This window comes from Bacteroides sp. AM23-12, assembly GCF_003434395.1.
Taxonomy (GTDB): domain Bacteria; phylum Bacteroidota; class Bacteroidia; order Bacteroidales; family Bacteroidaceae; genus Bacteroides; species Bacteroides thetaiotaomicron.
The window spans coordinates 278,071-298,024 of the sequence record NZ_QTLF01000002.1; the positions used below are offsets into that span (position 1 = coordinate 278,071).

The 19,954-nt window shown below is 39.4% G+C and carries 13 protein-coding genes; 1 reads left to right on the plus strand and 12 read right to left on the minus strand.

Annotation, left to right across the window (positions count from 1 at the left end):
- The 4 genes from DW640_RS03315 to DW640_RS03335 all read right to left on the minus strand — a co-directional run bounded on the left by DW640_RS03315 (nucleotide 1) and on the right by DW640_RS03335 (nucleotide 5,072).
- Complete coding sequence (locus DW640_RS03315) at nucleotides 1–447, minus strand: biopolymer transporter ExbD (protein WP_008760581.1); 447 nt, start codon at nucleotides 445–447, stop codon at nucleotides 1–3.
- A complete protein-coding gene (locus DW640_RS03320) occupies nucleotides 431–1,849 on the minus strand; it encodes a MotA/TolQ/ExbB proton channel family protein (protein ID WP_016267919.1) in 1,419 nt (472 codons plus the stop codon). The genes DW640_RS03315 and DW640_RS03320 overlap by 17 nt, the downstream gene beginning before the upstream one ends.
- Before the next feature lie 229 nt (nucleotides 1,850–2,078).
- Nucleotides 2,079–3,530, minus strand: coding sequence for a leucine-rich repeat domain-containing protein (locus tag DW640_RS03325; protein WP_117577342.1), 1,452 nt, complete (start codon nucleotides 3,528–3,530; stop codon nucleotides 2,079–2,081).
- Nucleotides 3,531–3,776: 246 nt separating this feature from the next.
- The gene (locus DW640_RS03335; protein ID WP_008766174.1) at nucleotides 3,777–5,072 is read right to left on the minus strand and encodes a DUF3874 domain-containing protein; all 1,296 of its coding nucleotides are present in this window, start codon (nucleotides 5,070–5,072) and stop codon (nucleotides 3,777–3,779) included.
- Nucleotides 5,073–5,373: 301 nt separating this feature from the next.
- On the opposite strand from DW640_RS03335, the gene DW640_RS03340 reads away from it, so the two are divergent.
- Nucleotides 5,374–6,015, plus strand: a complete 642-nt coding sequence (locus tag DW640_RS03340) for an HU family DNA-binding protein (RefSeq protein WP_008760576.1) — start codon at nucleotides 5,374–5,376, stop codon at nucleotides 6,013–6,015.
- Nucleotides 6,016–6,120: 105 nt separating this feature from the next.
- Here the strand turns inward: DW640_RS03340 and DW640_RS03345 are convergent, their stop codons facing one another.
- The 8 genes from DW640_RS03345 to DW640_RS03380 form a co-directional block, all read right to left on the minus strand.
- Nucleotides 6,121–6,873 carry a hypothetical protein gene (locus tag DW640_RS03345; RefSeq protein WP_074858595.1) on the minus strand — a complete coding sequence of 251 codons (753 nt, stop codon included), beginning with the start codon at nucleotides 6,871–6,873 and terminating at the stop codon, nucleotides 6,121–6,123.
- A gap of 146 nt (nucleotides 6,874–7,019) precedes the next feature.
- On the minus strand, nucleotides 7,020–8,792 hold the full coding sequence (locus tag DW640_RS03350; protein WP_022471869.1) for an alkaline phosphatase family protein: 1,773 nt from the start codon (nucleotides 8,790–8,792) through the stop codon (nucleotides 7,020–7,022).
- Nucleotides 8,793–8,803: 11 nt separating this feature from the next.
- Nucleotides 8,804–10,921, minus strand: coding sequence for a M60 family peptidase N-terminal accessory domain-containing protein (locus DW640_RS03355; RefSeq protein ID WP_117577344.1), 2,118 nt, complete (start codon nucleotides 10,919–10,921; stop codon nucleotides 8,804–8,806).
- A gap of 13 nt (nucleotides 10,922–10,934) precedes the next feature.
- Nucleotides 10,935–12,764 carry a LamG-like jellyroll fold domain-containing protein gene (locus DW640_RS03360; protein ID WP_229072567.1) on the minus strand — a complete coding sequence of 610 codons (1,830 nt, stop codon included), beginning with the start codon at nucleotides 12,762–12,764 and terminating at the stop codon, nucleotides 10,935–10,937.
- Nucleotides 12,765–12,780: 16 nt separating this feature from the next.
- Nucleotides 12,781–14,466: a DUF5124 domain-containing protein gene (locus DW640_RS03365; protein WP_117577345.1), complete on the minus strand. Its 1,686-nt coding sequence runs from the start codon at nucleotides 14,464–14,466 to the stop codon at nucleotides 12,781–12,783.
- Nucleotides 14,467–14,486: 20 nt separating this feature from the next.
- On the minus strand, nucleotides 14,487–15,209 hold the full coding sequence (locus tag DW640_RS03370; protein ID WP_008766181.1) for a fasciclin domain-containing protein: 723 nt from the start codon (nucleotides 15,207–15,209) through the stop codon (nucleotides 14,487–14,489).
- 26 nt (nucleotides 15,210–15,235) lie between these two features.
- Nucleotides 15,236–16,747 carry a RagB/SusD family nutrient uptake outer membrane protein gene (locus DW640_RS03375; protein WP_055217368.1) on the minus strand — a complete coding sequence of 504 codons (1,512 nt, stop codon included), beginning with the start codon at nucleotides 16,745–16,747 and terminating at the stop codon, nucleotides 15,236–15,238.
- A 24-nt stretch (nucleotides 16,748–16,771) separates the two neighbouring features.
- Entirely contained in the window at nucleotides 16,772–19,942 is a 3,171-nt protein-coding gene (locus tag DW640_RS03380) for a TonB-dependent receptor (protein WP_117577347.1), read from the minus strand.
- Nucleotides 19,943–19,954 lie beyond the last annotated feature (12 nt).

The window sequence follows — 19,954 nt, forward strand, 5'->3', positions numbered from 1 at the left end:
TTAATAAGGTTTACTACCCAAACGGACACGCGTACGCGTGAATCCTTGTATTTGACATTGATCGAATATCTCTATTACCGTATTTACGGGTACAGTCCGGTAAGCCGCCACATCAATAGCAATTTCCGTACCTTCACTGTTGCGGAGTTCTGTAAGGAAAGTATTCAGATCAGAAATCGGCACATAGTGGTTCTCACCAGTGTACGCATCATGTCCTACTACCTGATACACATTTTTCTCCTCATCCACTGCTATGATAACAGCTTCCTCTCCGGCGCGGGTGGTAGACAAGCTGGAAGTCATTGAAGGAAGTGATAAAGGTATTTGCATTTCCCACTTCTTCATCATAGTAGTCACAAGGAAGAAGATCAGTAGCAGAAAGACGCAGTCTATCAAGGGCGACATCTGCACCTCTACTTTGTCTTCTTCATCATAGTTTAGTCTCATGCTTCTCCTCCTTACTCCCCGGTGTGTTCATATCCGTCGAATCTCCTTCCAGATAGAGAGTAGTAATCACATTTTCAACTTCTACTTCTACCAAAGAAGCCAATTTCATAATACGATTTTTAATAATGAAATACAAAGCAATGGCAGGAGCTGCGATGATCAAACCGGCAGCAGTCGTAATCAAAGCTTTTGAAATAGAATCGGACAATATAGAAGCGCCGCCTTCGTCACCATACAATGCTACCAGACCAAACGCTTCGATCATACCGACAACTGTTCCCAGCAAACCGATAAGGGGCGACAGGGAAGCTATGACTGACAAAGGATATATGCGTGACAAATGTGTACGGATATCACGTGCGGCCATATCACCAGCTGTCTGGCTGACAGCTTCTCTTCCAGCTTTCACATGCTCGAAAATAAAACGCAGCGAATTTCCTAATGTGGAAGGGTATTTATCACAGGCTGCAATCGCACCTTTCAAATCTCCTTGTGCAAGGCATTCGCTGACTGTTTTACGCAGTCCTTTTGGTGCCAGTCTTCCTTCTCTTGAAGTTAGCAAGCGTTGCAAAGCTATTACTAAGGCAAGCAATCCAAGCAAATACAACGGATACATCATGAATCCTCCCGCTTTAATCTGTGCAGCCCAGTCAATCTGTACCCCTTGCGGTTGTTCATCCTCATTAGTTGTTCCCTCTTCATATACCAGCCCTTCCTCTTCTCCATCAACGGGTACCGGAGTTGCAATTTCGCTCGGAAGTACTTTCGGAGCATTCTTTATATCATCCTGTGTCTTAGCGAGAAAGATTTCATCAAATCCTGCATCACGTCTCTCCGGGCAGATAAAAGAAATACCGGTCAACGTAATATTACCAAAATCTTTCCATAAGTCCCTGGTCATCACCATCCAGTGTCCCGGTAGTTCACCGAGATTAAGACCCTCCATCGGATTTATCAAATCCTTGGACTTGCCGGCTATATAAGTAAAATCATATTTCTTGCCTTTTTGATTTGCAGACTTTTCGGAAACATGAAATTTCATTCCAATTTGATCACCTCCCCATTTTACCCAGGCAAAAGTGATATAGCGAAACTCACCCGGTCCCGGATTCTCGCGAATAGGAATGGATAGCCCGGTCAGTTCTGCCGGACTTTTAGAGGCTCCTACATATATATAATTTTCTGATTTTTTAGAGTATCCCCCATCACGGACAAATTTATTATCCTGAGCTTTCCACTGCGCCCCGTCCGGTATTTTAGTACTAAACAGCTCGTACAATCCCTTACTGGATTTTCCATTCGTTTGTGCCGAGAGCGGATAAGTGAAAAACGTTATTACTCCTAAAAGAAGTATACTCAACGTACCTTTTCTAAAAAGTTTTTTCATCTTTGTGCAATTCATGTCTATTCTATTATTTATTAAAATTTAAAAGCCACCGCAAATCATCGAATGATTCACAGTGGCAAAGTTGATAAAAATAGAAAAGAAATGAGTACTCAAATCATTCAAAATACTCCAATTCCTTAAAATGATACAGAATAAAGAGTTCAAAAATCGCTCAATAGGTTTAAAAATAATCCATTACCAGAAATTTCCAGCTGTTTTTTATCTGCTATATCAGGTTTTGTATCTATTTTCCTGACACTACCATCCTGACATATTGTGGAGGTAAATAATTATATATAGAGCCATTTTCAAAAGAGGCAGTTTCTAAGGTGGGGGTTCTAAAGTTTATAGTTTCAGCATGGTATCCTTTAGGAACAATCAATTTTAAATACAAACCAGATATGTATCCATTTTTCACACCCTTCTCTCTTCTATCATAGAAATCACACATAATTAGCTTCACTTTTGTCTGGGACAAGTCCAATACTTGCAATGGACAATTTAAAATATTCAATGAATACAAGTTGACATTAGAATGCAAATCAAGCTGGGAAATAGCATTACTACTACAATCCAAAACCTCCAAATATATATTTGCACTAAGATCAATTGTTTTTAGTCTGTTATCAGCACAATTTAATTCTTTTAAATAAGGGTAGTCACTAAAAACCGGAATTGCTTCTTCTGATATTTCTTTAATAGAAAGTTTACGCAGCGAACCTCCTTCCACATTCTCTTTTTGCTCAGGGAGTATCAATTTCTTCAATAAACGATAATCATTCCCTTCTTGGCGTATCCACTCATATCCCTGCAATCCGCAAGTTAAAAATTCCATCTTTAGGTTAGCACTAAAATCCAACTCTCCAATATAATTTGCTTCACAATTTAGTTCCCGCAATTCTTGATTATGTGATGTTTCAAGTGCTTTTAGCTTATTCCAGCTACAATTTATTTTTCTAAGATGCGGTGATCGACTAATATCCAATTTCTCCAGATTATTATCCGAACATTCAAGTATACTTATTCCTTCTGTATTCGATCGGTTATCCGGAAGAATCAACTTAGATAATATCCCGGCACGACCTCCTTCCGAAAGTAATCCTTTATTTCTTTGAGATTTAACAATAACCGTTCGAAGTTGTTTATTATGACTAAGATCCAATTCTATCAGTCGGTTATAAGTACAATCTAAAGTTCTTAATTGAATATTCTTTTTCAAGTCTATCGTATTCAAATCACAACTTCTACAACTTAAATTCGTGAGATTTTTACAACCACTTATATCCAGTTTCGGAAGGTAGACTTGTATAATTTCCAACTCACGAAGTTCTTTAAATCTAGAAAAATCAGGAATACACTCCAATGTATCAGTCCGATTTCCCACCAATTTTAACCGACGTAGAGAAGAAAAATACTCAAGGCCTTTTAATGAGGTAATTTCATGCCTCGTAGTTTTCGCTCTATTCACGTCATTATTAATCCATAAACTGGTTTTCAGCTCCAAATCCTCCACGTAATCAATATCCGATAATAAAATAGAGCTGGTATCAGCTATAATCTTCATTTGAAACAACGCTGCTTTAAGCATCGGATCAAATTTATCTGCCACATTCTTATTATCAGAAGAGTTCAATATGTCTGCCCGACTACTCACACCCATCAATAATAAACTTACTATTAAAATAATGTTTTTCATTTTCTATTAAATTTTATGTTTTCCATAATCAAACATCTCTCTACTTCACCTTTTTACATGAGATGAATTATCATTCGCAAGATAAGAAGAAAAAACGAAAAAGAGAAGGAAAGAGTGTCCCCAAAAAGGATACAATTTTTCATCCCAAATAAGCAAATCCCCTTTCCTCCCTTCACCCTTCACAACTCCCTCTGGCAAGACGATTGCGGGTGAAGATCTCCTGTTCACCATCCGCTTCACCTCCCATCAGACGGAGACTACCCGATACACATTCCCAAACTTGGTATGCTTACGTTCTATCCCCACCGCTATCAGTATTTGTGCCAAACTCGCCGGATTTGCCCCACGCATAGCTGCCGGATTTATCTTCTTCAATCGCTGAAAGATATCAGCAGACGAAAGAAGTTCACACCCTTCTCCTTTTTCTGCCGCCCGATAACAGGAACGCAATACGTCTTCCACAGGTCCCTGGCGATAAAACGTCATGTTACTTTGCTGCAATTCCGTCTCTTCCTCTTTTGTAAACCAATAATGTTCACCCGCCAAAATCTCCGCTTTCAATTGAGCATAAAGTTGTGCATAGTCAATCCCCTCACAATCGATAGGATACTCTACCAGCACACAAATAAACCTGCGGCTACCAGTCGGGTCAGTCAATAAATCTTTTCGATTCGATGTCCCGATAAAAGATGCTATACGAGGTAGCGAGCGATAATTTTTCTGATAAGCTTTGCACAGGCTTAATGAAGCCATCTGCATCAGATTCTTCAATAACGGCATTTTCGTCGGAGCATATTTATCAAACTCATCCAGATTGAGAAGTCCCATCTCCGCCAATCTCCGTTCTATATGCCCTTGACTGGTTAAATCCACCTTATCCATATAATAACGCTGAAGCGCAGGAGGAAGTAGCGATTTGCAAAAAGTAGACTTTAAATATCCTTGCTCCGTACTGATAAGCAAAGGCGCCACACTATTGGCATGACTTCCCGTAACCCCCATCCATTGTGCTGTCATACCCCGCATCCATATATGGAATTCTTTCACCCACAATTGGTCTCTCGAAACTCTGCGTGCCAAAGCCGCCAAACGGTCCACTCCATCCCATACCGGCAATTCTTCCAAATAAAGTTTGAAAGGATGATACTCTGCAATACGGGTGGAGAAAATACAGCGTGAAAGATCACGATCCCAACAAGAAATACCTGATTCGTGAGCTTCCAGGCAGAATGTATTTAAGACACGCTGATTCACAGGTGCAAATCCTTCCTCCATTCGTTCCAACAAACGATATTCCGTTTCTTCTGTCAGCACATTGTAGCGGAAATCATAGCGGGATTTTAAAAAAGTATCTACGCTCTCAGTTAGTGACTTCACTTTCGATGAGTCTTTTTCTTTAGACGATGATACCCCCTTAATCGACTGAATAATAGTATTGACAGGTGCTACACTTTTTGTATCCCCTACTCCCGTTTCATCTTGTTTTGAAAGACACTTCATCAATTTTTGCCAAAAGGCAAACCAACCATTTTTTTGTTCCATTTTCTTCTTTTTTTTATGATTAATGGATGCGAATATAATATCAAAAAAAAGCCATTTGCAACTTTTCATCCTATTCATTTTTTGAAAACCAGACTTATCATTAATATCCTATCATTTCTTGTTTATCATACTATTAAACCTTATCTTTGTCACCGACAAATTATATTTATCACCAATGTGATAAGATATTATCACTACTATGATAAAATAACATCATTATTGTGATAAGATCTTATCATAGTAATGATAAGTATAAAATATCAGCACTAAAAACAAGAAATCATTTAAAGATAAAGCAGAAATGGCAGTACAATTTGAATTATATAAGACTCCGATGCCAAAGGAGAAAAAGAACAAGACGCGTTATCATGCCCGTCCGGTAAGTTTTGAGACCGTCAATACCGAGAAACTGGCTTATCGCATCCATGATCGCTCCACATTAAGAGTATCGGACATTATTTCAACCTTGGAAGAACTGAAAAATGAAGTAGCTCAGTGCCTCCTGGAAGGTAAAAAGGTGCATGTCGATGGATTAGGATTCTTTCAGGTCACTCTTTCCTGCGAAGAAGAAATACGTAACCCGAAAGACAAACGTGTGCACCGGGTAAAATTGAAAGCTATAAAGTTTAAAGCTGATAAAGAATTGAAAGGGGAATTGTGTCACATGAAATTCCAGCGTTCTAAAATCAGACCGCACTCCGCCAATTTATCAGAAGTAGAAATAGACATGAAACTAACTGAATATTTTGCTGAAAATCAGATTATCACCCGGAAAGATTTTCAATATCTCTGCGGAATGACACAAATCACTGCATATCGCCATATCAAGAGGTTAATGGCAGAAAAGAAATTGCAAAATAAAGGGACGATCTATCAACCGATATATACTCCGGTTCCGGGTAATTACAGGGTGTCGGTGGATTTAAAATATAAAGAACGATGAAAGAGCCATGAAACAGGAAGCCCTTCACCCGCTCTTCCCCATTTGATAAGGGATGTAGAGAGAAGGTGAAGGGCTGATAAATTATACAGAACTATTCCGTATTAACTATGGTTTCAAATAATTTTCCAAAGGTTCCATAGACAATTCATCTTGATTTGCTCCCCAACAATAATAAGGCTTTTTATCCTTAAAGAAACATATATGAGGATAAGTATTTTCTCGAGTTAAAATAAAAAATGTCCCATCATCAGAATGCTCTCTAGCATATTCAAACTTCTTTGTTTCATTTTTCTGCGGTGTAAACGACATAATTTCCCATCTTTCCGCTTCTGTCCTCTTTATACTACTTTCTACCATCTTGTCCGCAGCTTCCTTCCCAAACACTTCAACATATCCTTGATAATAACTTTTCGGATTCGTGTCTTTCATAAAGTTTTCAGCATGATATATAGCATAAAAATATATTGTTTCCCCATTATCATTCTGCCCATAAAAACAAGCAAACTTTTCTGGAATTCTAAATACCTTTTCTGAATCGTTCACTAAATATAATCTTGAAGGCGAATCAATAACCGGTACAAACTTTATAGTGGACTTCATCAAAGTTAAGGACAAGGATGAATCATTCCATCTCCCTGCAATATTCATGTTTAATCGTTCAAGTATGGTATCCTGAACATTTTTATTAATCTCCTCTACAAGCAGTTTGTTTTGGGGTGTAAGTTGGCTGATAGCCTGAGTAATCATCTTATATCTTTTTATAACTTGCTTGGAAGTACCATCGACATACACTTGTTCGCTACATGAAAGTAATAGTATCTGGACAAGAAATAGGATTGATAATTTAATTGTTTTCATAATATTTCTTACAGATGTCTTTTATGATTGATAAAAAACTATAATCACAACTTTATTAATTGAGTGAGAAGAGTACCGACATAAATATTTAATCGATACTCCTCCATTAATTCCAGCATCAAACAAAGTTTTCTTTTTTCGTCAAATTATTCCGTATCCACCTCTTCGCGCCATTCTTCTGAAAGCGCATAGTTATTGATAAACACGTATCCATCTAATGTGGATGGCACCGAGATGCCTAACCAATAGAGAATTTGCGGTACTATCAGCGTATTCTCAACACAGATTCTTTCAGCATTGACATTGGTAGGCAATGTATTTGCAAACATGGCAGAAGCTTTCTGTTCGATATCCGGAGAACTGCTTGTTTTATCTTTAATATAATACATATTGAGTCCACCTTGTATCTGATTTTTAATTACTAATGTATCCTCCTCTAATTTCTCAAGTTGCTCTGTTGGCTTGAATTTCCAATAGCCGAGCATATCACTAGAAGGTTCAATATCAATTTCTCCCGATAGTTGCAAAAATTCTCTTTCAGCAAGATCCTTTTTCCATAGACGTACTTCCGATATATAATAGGAAGTTGGCACAGAATAACCACCTATCGCCAAAAGGCTTGAATCCGGAGCCAATCCTTGGGTATCCGTAGTTCCAGATCCCTGCAACTTACCATCTAAAGTAATGAGCCAATTTCTCCTTCCGGAGGCAGCGGAACTTATGCTAACACCATAGTGATGCCATTTAGAATCATTGTATCCGGTAATAGCTTGCTCAAGAGCAGGACCTTCCTTAGGATTTGTTCTCATGGATACAGTTCCTCTCTGCCTATATAGTCCCCAGCCGGCTTTTCCAAGTATGCGATCCCAATTGTTACCATTATATGTACCGTCCTGCCTAGGAACCATACGCATTATGATCTCCATTGAAAATGCATCCATACCTAAAGAATAATATTTACCTATACTATCAAAAACGACAGCCTTGTATTCATTCTGAGAATCAAAATATGCACCGTATAGTCTATTACCATTCAATTGTTTTTCCGTATAATGATTGTAGTAAAACAGACCAAACGTGTTACGCTCCACTTCCGAAGTGCCACCATAACGACCGTCAGCCGATCCACCGTGATTGGAAGTTACAACAATAAGCCAGTCTTCGTAAAATGCATTCTCACGGGCATCAATCGCTGACAAAAATTCACCAATGTATCCGTCTATAGTTTTAAGTGCACTGACATAAGCGGCGTTGTCCGCTTTGAATCCCCCACTCTTCCCAGCCTCCAACATTCCTGAAAAATCGGCCAGAATGAATGTGTAATCTTCATTCGCAATATGATTGAGAACCACATCCCGAGTTTGAACGTCATTTTCTGAAGTAATGGTAGTCTTAGCATTGTTAAGCATATTTTTGTTCAGTTTCGCCCAAGGTGTCACACACAATGAAAGCATATTCACGTCATTATTCGAAATATAGCTAATAATGTTTTGATAGTGAATTACCTTTTCATTCGGATTGTTCGGATTGTACTCCACATTAGCAGTATAAGATTCATCGGTTATACTGTGCTTTTCGGGTATGACCCCAGTGAGCATGGTTGCCCACGTTACAGGGTCTTCGTTCCTCTCGACAGACAGGGTTCGATTGTCACTAACTCCTGTCCACGAATATTTACTATTTTTCAACATCTTAGCAATGGCACCATCGGCAGGAAGGGAGTTCTTCACCACTTCACCAACCGCACCATCTATATTTATCCATAATACTTTACGATGGATTTTGGTAGATATGCCGGTATCTATAGTTCCATCGTCTGCTATTTCAGCAGGTGTATCGTATTCCGTGCAAGCATAGTTAAATGCCAGGACACAAACAACAAGCAAGCTGTATGTGAGAATATTTAATAGTTTATTCATCTGATATAAATTTACGGTTTATAATAAAATGTACCAAACTCGGTAAACGACTGTACTCTGAACCTAAAACGAGACATATCTGTTTCATTCCAGTTATCATTACGATTAGGTTCAGGAAGTTTTATACGCAGATATCTCACTTGTTCTTTTGACGGAAAATCATAGAAACCCTCACTTTTAATATTGGGCAACTCGGGATGTGCAATGGAATCAATCTGCACAATTTCCCTCCAAACTATATTTTCGTCAAGCGGATCATTAATAATATCCTGATTGACAGGAGTCTCGATAATCAGCTTAGTTGCCGCAAAGTCTGAGTTGTTGCCAGCCAGAAATACACCATTAACATCTGTCGTCTCTTTCATATCAATAAACAAATAATACGGAAGTGGCGGAGTACTTGTATCGTTGTTGTAATATGAAGTCCATCCTGTTGATTTGTCGCTGTCCAGCAATCGGTCTGGCGACTGCCCTGAATTAAAGTTATCGCTTCCATTTGCATCCAGTGCATAAATCTCCCAGTCAGCGCGATTATGACGGTAGTGATACCCGTTACTTGGGAAATCAACCACACCACTTGATGGATTTTCTGCCAGAGGCGAGTATTTCCATATGGCTTTATCCATCAGCGGATATTTCGATGCATAACTACGGGCTTCGTCTGTCAGCGAATAGCCCCAATGCTCAAAGAATGGTGAAAAATCTTCCTTAAAATAGTCACATAAAGCCTTAAAGAAATAGGTAGAAGTAGAATGATCTATGGAAATTTTATCTTTAATCATACGGTTCAACTCTATATAAAAAGCCCAATCGTCATCTTTGTAGTTAGCTAATTGAACGAGGCTTGCCAATGCGTATGTCGGCCGTACTTCCGACTTTATATCAGATACAAACCAGCGGCTACTATCGGTATCTGCATATGCCAATGCTTTGGGGAATTGCTCCGCAATGCTACTGCCTTCTTCCGGGAAAATCGGTCCCATCGGATACCCATCCTCTCTTAATCCTTTCTCAGCCATGCGATATAGGGGAATTGCTTTTACCGCATCAGATACTTCGCTCCACCAGGGTGATTTTATATCTCTGAAAGAGTAATTTCTATATAACGCATTAAAAATAGCAACAGAATTACCGGATTTCAACGTTTGATAGCTAGCCAGCTCATTCAACAGATAATTTGTATTCAATGCCACTACACCATAATCGGCATTACGAATATACAGATTGTCCAACAACTCCACATCCAGCACCACACGCTCAGGAAAATCGGGAGCACGCATTGAAAAATCCTGTGCCCCAACCTGCAAACTGTAATAGTTATAATAATAGGTCTCGACAGCATTGTCCCATGCTTCCAGTGTGTTCGGCATCTTTTCAGCAATGGTAGGATCATCATTTATCATATCCAATAATCGCTCACGCTGAACGGAAAAAGCGACATGCCGGCCACGCAACTCGAGCCACGGTACAGTCGTTGTACGCAACTGCTCAACCCACGCTGTTACATCAGTAGAACCGACAATAAAATCAGGCGAACGATAAGCCCCGTTAATCTCCATAACAAAATCCGCACTGCCATTCACATCCTTGCTTTTTTCGATCCATATCATACCTCCCAAAGGATTACGAATCGTGTTTTTTCCCGGGAACAGTTGCTTCGAAGTAGTAACTACCGGCAAACGCAAGTAGGGAGAAATATCCGTCAAATCATCTAAATGAGAACCGATGATAACCGTCAACCCCATAGTGTTGTCATTAATGGTTATAGTAATCAATTCACCTGCTCCGGCATAAAGCCCGGTGCTGTATATCGGACGAGGAACTTGTTGCACGTCAAGATCGTATGCAGGAATGTATCTCTTGCTTAAATCAAGCGCAAGCAGTGTATTGACAGTATTATCGACTAAAGTATCTACCAAACCCGGAAAAATACGGGCACTTTCATACATACTGACATCGATTCCTTCACCTGTTACTATGGTTACATTGGTAGAATCGGCGGTATCATCCTCTGTCCCGCTTTCGATATCATATTGATAAGCAATGTTGCAGCTTCCCATAAAAAACATACAGGAAATGAATGACAGCAAAACTGCATAGTCGGCTTTTAGTTTATTAAAGCATTTCATATTGCATTCTAATTTAATTATTTAAAGAAACGTAATCTAATGCCCAGCCTTCACCATCGAAATTCCAGGAAGAATCAACCGGCTCTCCAAACCATTGAAAAATCTGATAGGATAAATCGACTGTATTAAGAACCGTTTTATAGTAGGAATCGTCTATAAGTGGGCATACCTTATCCGTTACAATACTCTCCTGCCTGCGCGTTACGTAATCATCGGTAGGCGCAAACGTACCAACCGGTTTATTGAAGTATAATCTTTTATCTTTTGATGTATATTTCGAATAATCTTCCAAATAAGATAATCCGATATCATCTTCGCGATCGTTGGGGTAATAACCCACCAGATTATTCCAATACGGATATAATTCACCCAAAAGGTCCAGTTTTGTAGTACAATGATACTCCGCAATAATATCAGCAGGTAGAGCAACGTTGTAAAACTGGAGATCGTTTATATATAGATTTGCCTGACTAGGTCTGTCCGGAGAAAACGTATGTCCGATGGCAAGAGGCGCATCTGTCCACATATCTTTACTGCCGTCTATCTTACATCCCATCTGATACTTACCGTCAAGATAAAATAAGATGGAGTCACCTTTCTGGGTATCATCAACCTCTTTTATAACTAGCGTATAAGAATGCCATGATCCGTCACGTCTCGTAGATGGTAAGCGGAAAACCGAAGAACCCTCTTTAAAATTAGCAGCAAATTCGACTTGCGTATTATTAGAAAACATTAGCTGCCAACCTGTACCCGCTTTTTGATATCTTTTCGATATTATATTTCTATTACCCCAGGGGTCGCCGTGCTTATCAAACATTTTAAACTGAATGGTATATCCACTTTTATCCACCTCTTCATCCGGATTGGAACTCCATCGTTTACCCATATTAAAAAACTCGGTATTTCCAGTCATAACGGCATTTGTTGTCGCTTTTTGTCCGGGACCGACGAAATAAGGACTATAGAATTTGTATTGTAGTTCATCCGAGCCCGGCCTTTGCAACAATTTGGATGCAAACCGACTGTTATAGAGCATCATGAAAGAATTGAGACGCGGATCATCATACAACGATGCCGGAGTTACATTACCTTCATAAACACCACCATAAGAAGATGTAATAACTACAAGCCAGTTTTCCTGAACGTAACGCGGACGCGCTTCAAGTGCTTTCATTATTTTACCGATGAAAGCATCTACATTGTAAATCGCATCAATAACCTCACTGGTAGGAGTTGTCTCATTGCTCCAGAATCCATGTTGCTCACCAGTCTGTTGAACACCGCCGAACTGTGCAACTACGATATCCGAGATTGTTTCATCATTGATTTCAGCAATAAGAGCATCAGCGGTTTCACTGTCGGCCGAAGTCTTTCTTTTAGTATCGGCAACACTCCCGAAAGCTCCGAAAAACTCCGTATCGGAAGAATAAAAGCTAACTTTCAGATTTTCATCCGCCTCTTTCAATCGTTGAAGAAAAGAAGGCGTTTCGAGTTCGTCAATTCCTTGATTGACATCAAGCCCGTTCTTTGTTGTTCCGGTCAGCAAATTTGCCCATCCACGTTCTTTACTTACCCCTTCTTCATTGTCGGCAAGTCCGTAAAAAGTAAACAAAGATTTATCCGTCATGGAGCGGATAACTGGAGCCTTTCGTGTATTGTACGCCTCATTAACGGCTATTCCGGATGCACCATCGATAACCACCATCAATACGTGTCCCGTAGTATATTCAGTACCCGACTCCGGATAATCATCAGTCAAAAGCCTTTCCATCTCCTCATTGCACGAGAATGCAAATACAGCAAACAGGCAAAGCATTATATTTTTTATCAACTTTTCCATTGTATTTCATAATAAGTTATTCATAATCAACTTCTATCATTATCGCATTGCGAACCATATTACCATCAAAACGACTGAAATCACCAAGCAGCAGCAATCCGTTTGAATTGGTCGAAGTACGAGTTTCAATTACTTTGTAGAGTTCACCCTGGAAGATGCCCGGTACATTAAATTGTTGCAGCGCCTTTCCATCACGACCCAATATAAGGAAACCACGGCGAGTTACACCATCGTATTTCGTAAACGCACCTGAAACAACAATATTATCATTATCAAGCAGACAGGCAAAATTGGCCAATCCTCCTTCCATTTTTCCGATCTTGAAAATTTCATCACGTGTGCCATCATCATTCAACATAACTACACTCTGTGCAGGAATACCGTTGAACTCAGAAAACTCCCCAGTTATAAGGATTTTCTTTTTGTTTTTATTGTACCGGATTTTAGTAATACTTCCATTTGCGCCCGTACCGATGTTTTTCATAAAAGTTTCATCAAGGGTACCTTCGGCATTCAACTTCACAATATTCTTCACAGACTGTCCATCGAAACTGCTGAATGTCCCTACTATGACAATACCGTCACTTTCGACCATACAAGCATCTAAAATCTGCCCGATAACTCCTTCTGCATCCCTGCGATAGCTATCATCAAGTTCTCCAGTCCTTGACATACGCAATACACTTGCAACCTTCGAATAATCCAAAACCATACTCTCAGCATAGGATTTTTCGGTATTAATACGACAGTAGTTTGTAATATTTCCTACTGCTACCACCTTCTCATTGGAAGTTATAAATGTACGGACAGGCGCTTCAAGAGTTCCCCCGTTGAATACCGGTATCTTACAATTTATGCTTGTATTATTCTTTTTCGAAGGCAGCGCTACAATTTTATAATACGAGGCTACTTCATTAGTAGCTATCGTGATGTTATTGACCGGCAACTTATCCCAGCCGTATTCTGAAAATTTACCCGACAGAAGAACCCTGTGGTCACTAGGAAAATAAGTAAATGAATTAAGGTAACATTCAATATCTGTCACTCCCGGATTGGCCAGATCAATGCCGGCTCCCTGACCAGGATCAAGTTTGAAGTCAGTTACCCATTTTCCCGATACAGAGCCGTCTGTCAAAACCATAGATATACAAGAAAAACTCTGCGAGCTATTTTCATTGTAGTAGGCCTGCATATAGTCGCCAACTGGATAATATACCCGTGCTTTTGAATAATGTTCCGCACAATCGTAAATAGGCCCCGAAGTGCCTTTAAAGCCGTATGACTGATCTATCTTAATATTTCCTAATACAGTGAGACGAGGTCCATAGAAAACCTGTTCTTTCAATACAATATAAGCCGTACCCGAACTAAGATTTCCAGGTACTTTCACGGTGATTGTCGTGTCGGTAGCAGTTACAATTTTAGTTTCTTCATCAGAAATATAGAACTTGAAATCGTAACGTCCTGATTGCGGATCACACCAGTTCAACATCCCTTTTGCTTTGAATACAACCGTATCATTGGGATAAGCGCTTTCCGGAGAAGGAGATTCAGCCAGCAAACCGATTCCAAGCGGAGCTTTTCCACCACTGTACGGATCATCTTTAATATTGCTGTTCAGATCACTGTTACAGGATGTTACCAATAACGAAGTGAATACGGAGCAAACAATCATTAACGAATAGATGGTAATATGTTTCATTGTACTATCTTTATTTATAGTTAATTATCCGGTTCTGTTTCTATTGTCGCATTTATAGCTTTGGTAGCGAAAAGATATGGTTCAAAACCAAATGCATGATCGGTTAATCTGAGTACATGTACCACTCCGTTGGTCGGTTGTATATCAGATGTTGCTACATAAGCGTTTTTCATATCTCCTATAGTGAAATCATAGACATAAGAGTATATGATTTGTCTTGCACCGGCATATTTTACATTGTTTGCATCATAATAAACAACACCCATATTCATAGGCTGCTGACCATAAGATAAAAATGCCTGTCCCGGATAGGCTGCTATGGCAGTCGTATCAATTTGAGGTATATCTTTCAGCAAATATTTATCTTTTACAATGTACATTGACAGCATTTCACGCCAGACTTCCGGTTTTATCTGACTAAAACTCTTGATGCTATCATGCCCCATACGATACCAAATACGGTTCAGATAATTAAAACTACCACGGATTGACCAATCGGTAGGTGCAAAAAAGGTAATTTGTTCGTCTTCAAAAACATCTTCCATACCGGACAGCCGGATGACTTCCACCAAATCTTTAAAATAATCGGGTCTTGATTCCAAATATTGCATCATATTCCCATTATAATAAGGGTTTGCTTTTCCACCATCAATTAAATAACTATCATCGGCACAATTGTACATGAGTACTGCCAAAAGGCAACATCCGACAATTTTCTTCCATAATTTGATATTATTTTTCATATCTATACATTTTAAGTTTATCAGAGTTACTCCCAAAATAAATTCAATCCAATCTGTGTGTTGTTTTTCAACGCATTACGATGAATAGGCCATGTCCATGCCCCCACATTGAAATTAGTACGCGTCATCGGATTCATACAATAGTTTCTGTTATACACTTTTCCTGTACGAACCAAATCATAATAGTAATGTCCTTCACCGATTAGCTCTCTGCAGCGTTCCCAGAAAATAGCATCCATCAGTTCACTACCCGAGGTATTTATTTCGGAAGCATGTGCCCTATTGCGGACCCGGTTGAGTAATTCGCAGGCTTTCGTATCGTTAGTCCCCAAAGCGGCAAGAGCTTCAGCATACAACAAAAGTGCACCTGCATAACGGAATACTATTTGATTGCCGGAGTTGGACGTAATTGTTCCGTTTCCATAAGTATCAATATTCCAAAATTTCTTGATTTCCTTAGGAGCAGAACTTGAAACCGAAGTAGAATATATCTTTTCGTCAAACCATAATTCTTTTCTCGCATCATCTTCATACATAGGGAACAGACTCATTAGATAATCTCCTGAATAACAGAACACTGGTGTAGACTTGTTCAGACAGGAATAGGAAACATTATCAGAAAACTTTGCATTCATCATAAATATCTCATTGAAATTTATATTTTGTGCAATCTCAAACAAGCCTTCGTCTGACCCTCCTGCGAAAATCACGGAACTTCTATTTATATCAAGTAATGAATAAGCTCCATTGTTACGTTCCAGTTCCTCGCCTAGCGAAACAACATTCCTATAATATTGCTCTTTATTTTGTGCATCAAACTGTACAAGCCACAAGTTTATATGCATCATCAGCGCAATGACAGAACCTCTGGAGGCTCTAATCCCTTTGCTCGAATAAGATGAATATGACCATGGTAGTACTTCCGCTCCCGGATCATCGTCAAGCAAAGGTTGTAAGTCAGCAAGGCAATTTTGCAAAACTATAACCATATTGGTTCTTGGCAAGGGAGCTTCATTATAGGCATTTGTATAATAAGGCACATCTCCAAAAGCCCTTACGATGAAGAAATAAGACAAGTTACGCATGAAAATAGCTTCTGCCTTAAAACGACTCCGTTTCAATTCATCCATGCCGGGCACTTTGTCTATTTCAGCAAGCAGAATATTGGCATCCTGAATAGCAGTATAAAACACATCCCATTGCATTATTAAACCGCCCCTAGCATCATCGGGATATGTATTACGCAATTCACCCATATCGTTGTTAGCTAAATAAGCTACATATTTATCCCCAGTGCTGTAGGCTGTTATTGGAGCGCACCGCATATCTCCGCTATACGTAAGGAAAGGACGTTGTGACATTGTTGCATTCCGAAACGAATTGTATATGCTCAACAAAAAAGCTTCCGCATTCGTCTCATTTCCCTGCGCCCAAAAATCATCACCCGATAATTTATCTTCACTCTTATTTGCAAGCGAGTCACAACCGGCAAACAGGCAAGATACTATCAAAGTCATTATTAAAACTATATTTTTCATATTCTTCTATATTTAATCGTTCATCTAAAAATCCATTGAGACACCAAATGTCACAGTACGACCATTGGGATAACCACCGGATGTGTCATATCCCAAATTGTTTACATTTTCGGGATTGATGCCTGAATATTTGGAGAAAGTATAAATATTGTTCATACTAAAATTAAGCTGACATCGGCTGATCCTAAAAAAATCCAGCATTTTCTTTGGAATAGTATAAGCCACAGATATACCGTTAATTTTAAAATAAGAGCCATCTTCCATAAACAATGTCTGGTCGTATCTGAAAGGCTGAATAATACTTGAACGGGTATAATCAAACGGATTAGGATATTGGGCATAGATATTATCTTCTGTCCAGAAATTATATGCCTCAATAGGTGTTAAAGCTCCACTACCTGTAAGGTTCACCTTACCTGCTACAGGTGTTCCATAAGCCCTAAAACGGTCTGCCAGAGCCTTGTTGATAATATCACGTCTCAACGTAAACGAGCAGTTAGTGTTGATAGAAAACGCTTTATAACGAAGATTGATACTAATACCACCGGTCATTCGCGGCTGTGAATTACCTACAATCACTTTGTCTTTTTCATCGATGATATAATCACCATTTACATCCACCCAAATAGGGTCTCCCGCCTTAAAGTATGCTTGAGTAGAAGTATTCCCTCCCATCCGCAAGCGTTCTCCGGTCAGCGGATTAACAGGCACGTCTTCGTCAGTCGCATATACGCCTTTATACACATAGAGATAATTCCCCATCGCGTTAGAACCTAATTTATTCACCACTTCCGCATCACTGTTAATAATCTGCCGCACCTCGTTAGGCAGCTTTGCGATCACGTCTTTATTAATTGCCAGTGAAGTCGCTACATTCAAATCCCAATTACTTTGCCTTGACAACGGACGGACGTTCAACGAAAACTCCAATCCATAGTTAACCAGACTCGTTTTCGTACTTCTTACGGAATTAAAAGCATTGTGGTTAGCCAACTCTATCGAACTTAGCTGATTGTCAATTTGTTTGTAATACGCCTCGGCAACGAACATAATTTTATTATTAAGGAATGATAAGTCTGTTCCGAGATTCCATGATGTTGACGTTACCGGCTTCAAATCCGGATTCGGCATAGCGTTTTTATCAATAGGAATAATAGAAACTCCATTATAAGTATCTTTGCTCAGATTGTAACTTCCCCATATATCATAAATACTAGCTTTATAAGTGGTACTACGTCCCCAAGTTACACGAAGAGCTCCGGCATCCAGAAACTTCCATTTTTTAGCAAAAGATTCACGGCTGAAGTTCCAGCGAAATCCTAATGAAGGATTTATTGCCCATTTCGCCTGCGACCCATAAGATGAATTTATTTCAGGACGAATATTGGGAGTAAATACGTATTTCCCACCAGGCAGCGATAACTGAGGATCTATAATAAGTGCAAACGTATTCTTTTTATCTGAAAAATTCGACCTTCCAGCTGCCATGGACGGCATACCGGACGACCATATATGGTCACTTGCCAATCCATTCAGCATAATAAAGTTACCGCTATACTTTTCGGATGAAAGTTCAAAACCTCCCTGTAAATCAAAATTTACAATTCCCAATTTTACGGTTCTTGACAACAATGAACGAACATACATATTATAACTATATTCACTACCGTTATTCCAAGTAGCCCTATTGGCATTCAAAATACCCGGCGTAAATTTCTCATTCTCCACAGTTCCGTATTTATATCCTAAAGTACTTCTCCATCTTATATCAAATGGCAACAGATACATGATATTCATACTTGCATCATAGACTACATTCTGATTATCTGCCTGGACAGAAAAAACAGACAATGCAGAATTGGAAGCTGTATACATAGACGGTGGAGGCAACAAGGAAGAAGCTGCCGAACCTGCGGCTACGCCGGATTGTGAGAAAGCATTTCCGCTACCATTACTATTTCGGGTTAATGTAGTGGCAAGATTTAGATCCAAATGAAATCTATCATTAGGCTTATATCCTACTGCTGCCCTGATACCGTATCGGTTAAAGTCCGTGTTTTTCACAATTCCTTTTTCCGTATAATAGTTTGCATTGATCTTATAGTCAAATTTCTCATTGGGTTTACCAGAGAAACTAAGATTATGAGTTTGATTGTAAGTCGTCTGATAAAAGACACCCTGCCAATCCGTATTATTATTGTAATAAGGATTCAAGCTATCTGACAGTGCCTGCAATTTATGGATTTCATTATATCCGTGATAGGCGGATGTATCATTTCCCAAAATTTGCATAATTCTAAGCGCTCTCTCCGCCCCGCCTGCAAGTACATCTCTCAACCTCGGTGGGGTTTTGACTACAAAGTTAGCTGAATAAGAAACTTTCGGTTTGGCTGTTTCTCCTCTTTTGGTCTCTATAAGAATTACTCCGTAAGCACCTTTTGAACCATACAGAGAGGTTGCAGCTGCATCTTTCAATACTTGGATATTCGCAATATCTTCAAGTGGAATCATAGCCAACGGACTGACTGTCGCACCTGACAGCAAACCAGCTGCATCATAGCCCGTTACGTCTTCCTGCGGTATACCGTCAACAACAAACAAAGGAGGAGTCAGTCCCATCATAAACTCGCCATCACCGGAAGATTGAACGGAAATATCCGAGACTCCTCGAATTGAAAAACTTGGAAGACCTCCGGGAGTACCATTATTCACCTGGATATTTAACCCGGGAACACGCCCTTGAAGCAACTCCATCGGATTGGCAACAGGGGTATTAACCAAGTCTTCCGCTTTAATAACCGTAACCGATGCTGTTACCGCAGCTTTGCTAACTCTTTTAAATCCGACCACAACCGTTTCCTCAATCATGTTCTCAACCGGACTCAAATATATTTGCATGCGTTCTGAGGGTTTAGTTACTTTGACTGAAAGACTGTCGAACGCCAGAAAAGAGAATACAAGTCGATAACCACTCTTTACTTTTGTAGAAAATCTTCCGTCGTCATCAGTTGTAGTTGAAAGTTGAGGCACAGTTTTTCCACTTTCATTTTTAACAATAACAGAAGCATAAGGCAATGTAGTATTATTGCTTTTATCTTTGACTACACCACTGACAGGAATATCCTGAGCCCGAACACCAACTGAGGTGACGGCAATCGCCATAGCCAATAAGCCATATTTAAATATATTTCTCATATTAGAATCATG

What these genes read in the sequence shown, in the direction of transcription:
- DW640_RS03345 (WP_074858595.1), bottom strand. Translation starts at nt 6,873, where the DNA reads ATGAAAACAATTAAATTATCAATCCTATTTCTTGTCCAGATACTATTA.
- DW640_RS03350 (WP_022471869.1), bottom strand. Translation starts at nt 8,792, where the DNA reads ATGAATAAACTATTAAATATTCTCACATACAGCTTGCTTGTTGTTTGT.
- DW640_RS03380 (WP_117577347.1), bottom strand. Translation starts at nt 19,942, where the DNA reads ATGAGAAATATATTTAAATATGGCTTATTGGCTATGGCGATTGCCGTC.
- DW640_RS03340 (WP_008760576.1), top strand. Translation starts at nt 5,374, where the DNA reads ATGGCAGTACAATTTGAATTATATAAGACTCCGATGCCAAAGGAGAAA.
- DW640_RS03325 (WP_117577342.1), bottom strand. Translation starts at nt 3,530, where the DNA reads ATGAAAAACATTATTTTAATAGTAAGTTTATTATTGATGGGTGTGAGT.
- DW640_RS03320 (WP_016267919.1), bottom strand. Translation starts at nt 1,849, where the DNA reads ATGAATTGCACAAAGATGAAAAAACTTTTTAGAAAAGGTACGTTGAGT.
- DW640_RS03375 (WP_055217368.1), bottom strand. Translation starts at nt 16,747, where the DNA reads ATGAAAAATATAGTTTTAATAATGACTTTGATAGTATCTTGCCTGTTT.
- DW640_RS03355 (WP_117577344.1), bottom strand. Translation starts at nt 10,921, where the DNA reads ATGAAATGCTTTAATAAACTAAAAGCCGACTATGCAGTTTTGCTGTCA.
- DW640_RS03315 (WP_008760581.1), bottom strand. Translation starts at nt 447, where the DNA reads ATGAGACTAAACTATGATGAAGAAGACAAAGTAGAGGTGCAGATGTCG.
- DW640_RS03370 (WP_008766181.1), bottom strand. Translation starts at nt 15,209, where the DNA reads ATGAAAAATAATATCAAATTATGGAAGAAAATTGTCGGATGTTGCCTT.
- DW640_RS03365 (WP_117577345.1), bottom strand. Translation starts at nt 14,466, where the DNA reads ATGAAACATATTACCATCTATTCGTTAATGATTGTTTGCTCCGTATTC.
- DW640_RS03360 (WP_229072567.1), bottom strand. Translation starts at nt 12,764, where the DNA reads ATGGAAAAGTTGATAAAAAATATAATGCTTTGCCTGTTTGCTGTATTT.
- DW640_RS03335 (WP_008766174.1), bottom strand. Translation starts at nt 5,072, where the DNA reads ATGGAACAAAAAAATGGTTGGTTTGCCTTTTGGCAAAAATTGATGAAG.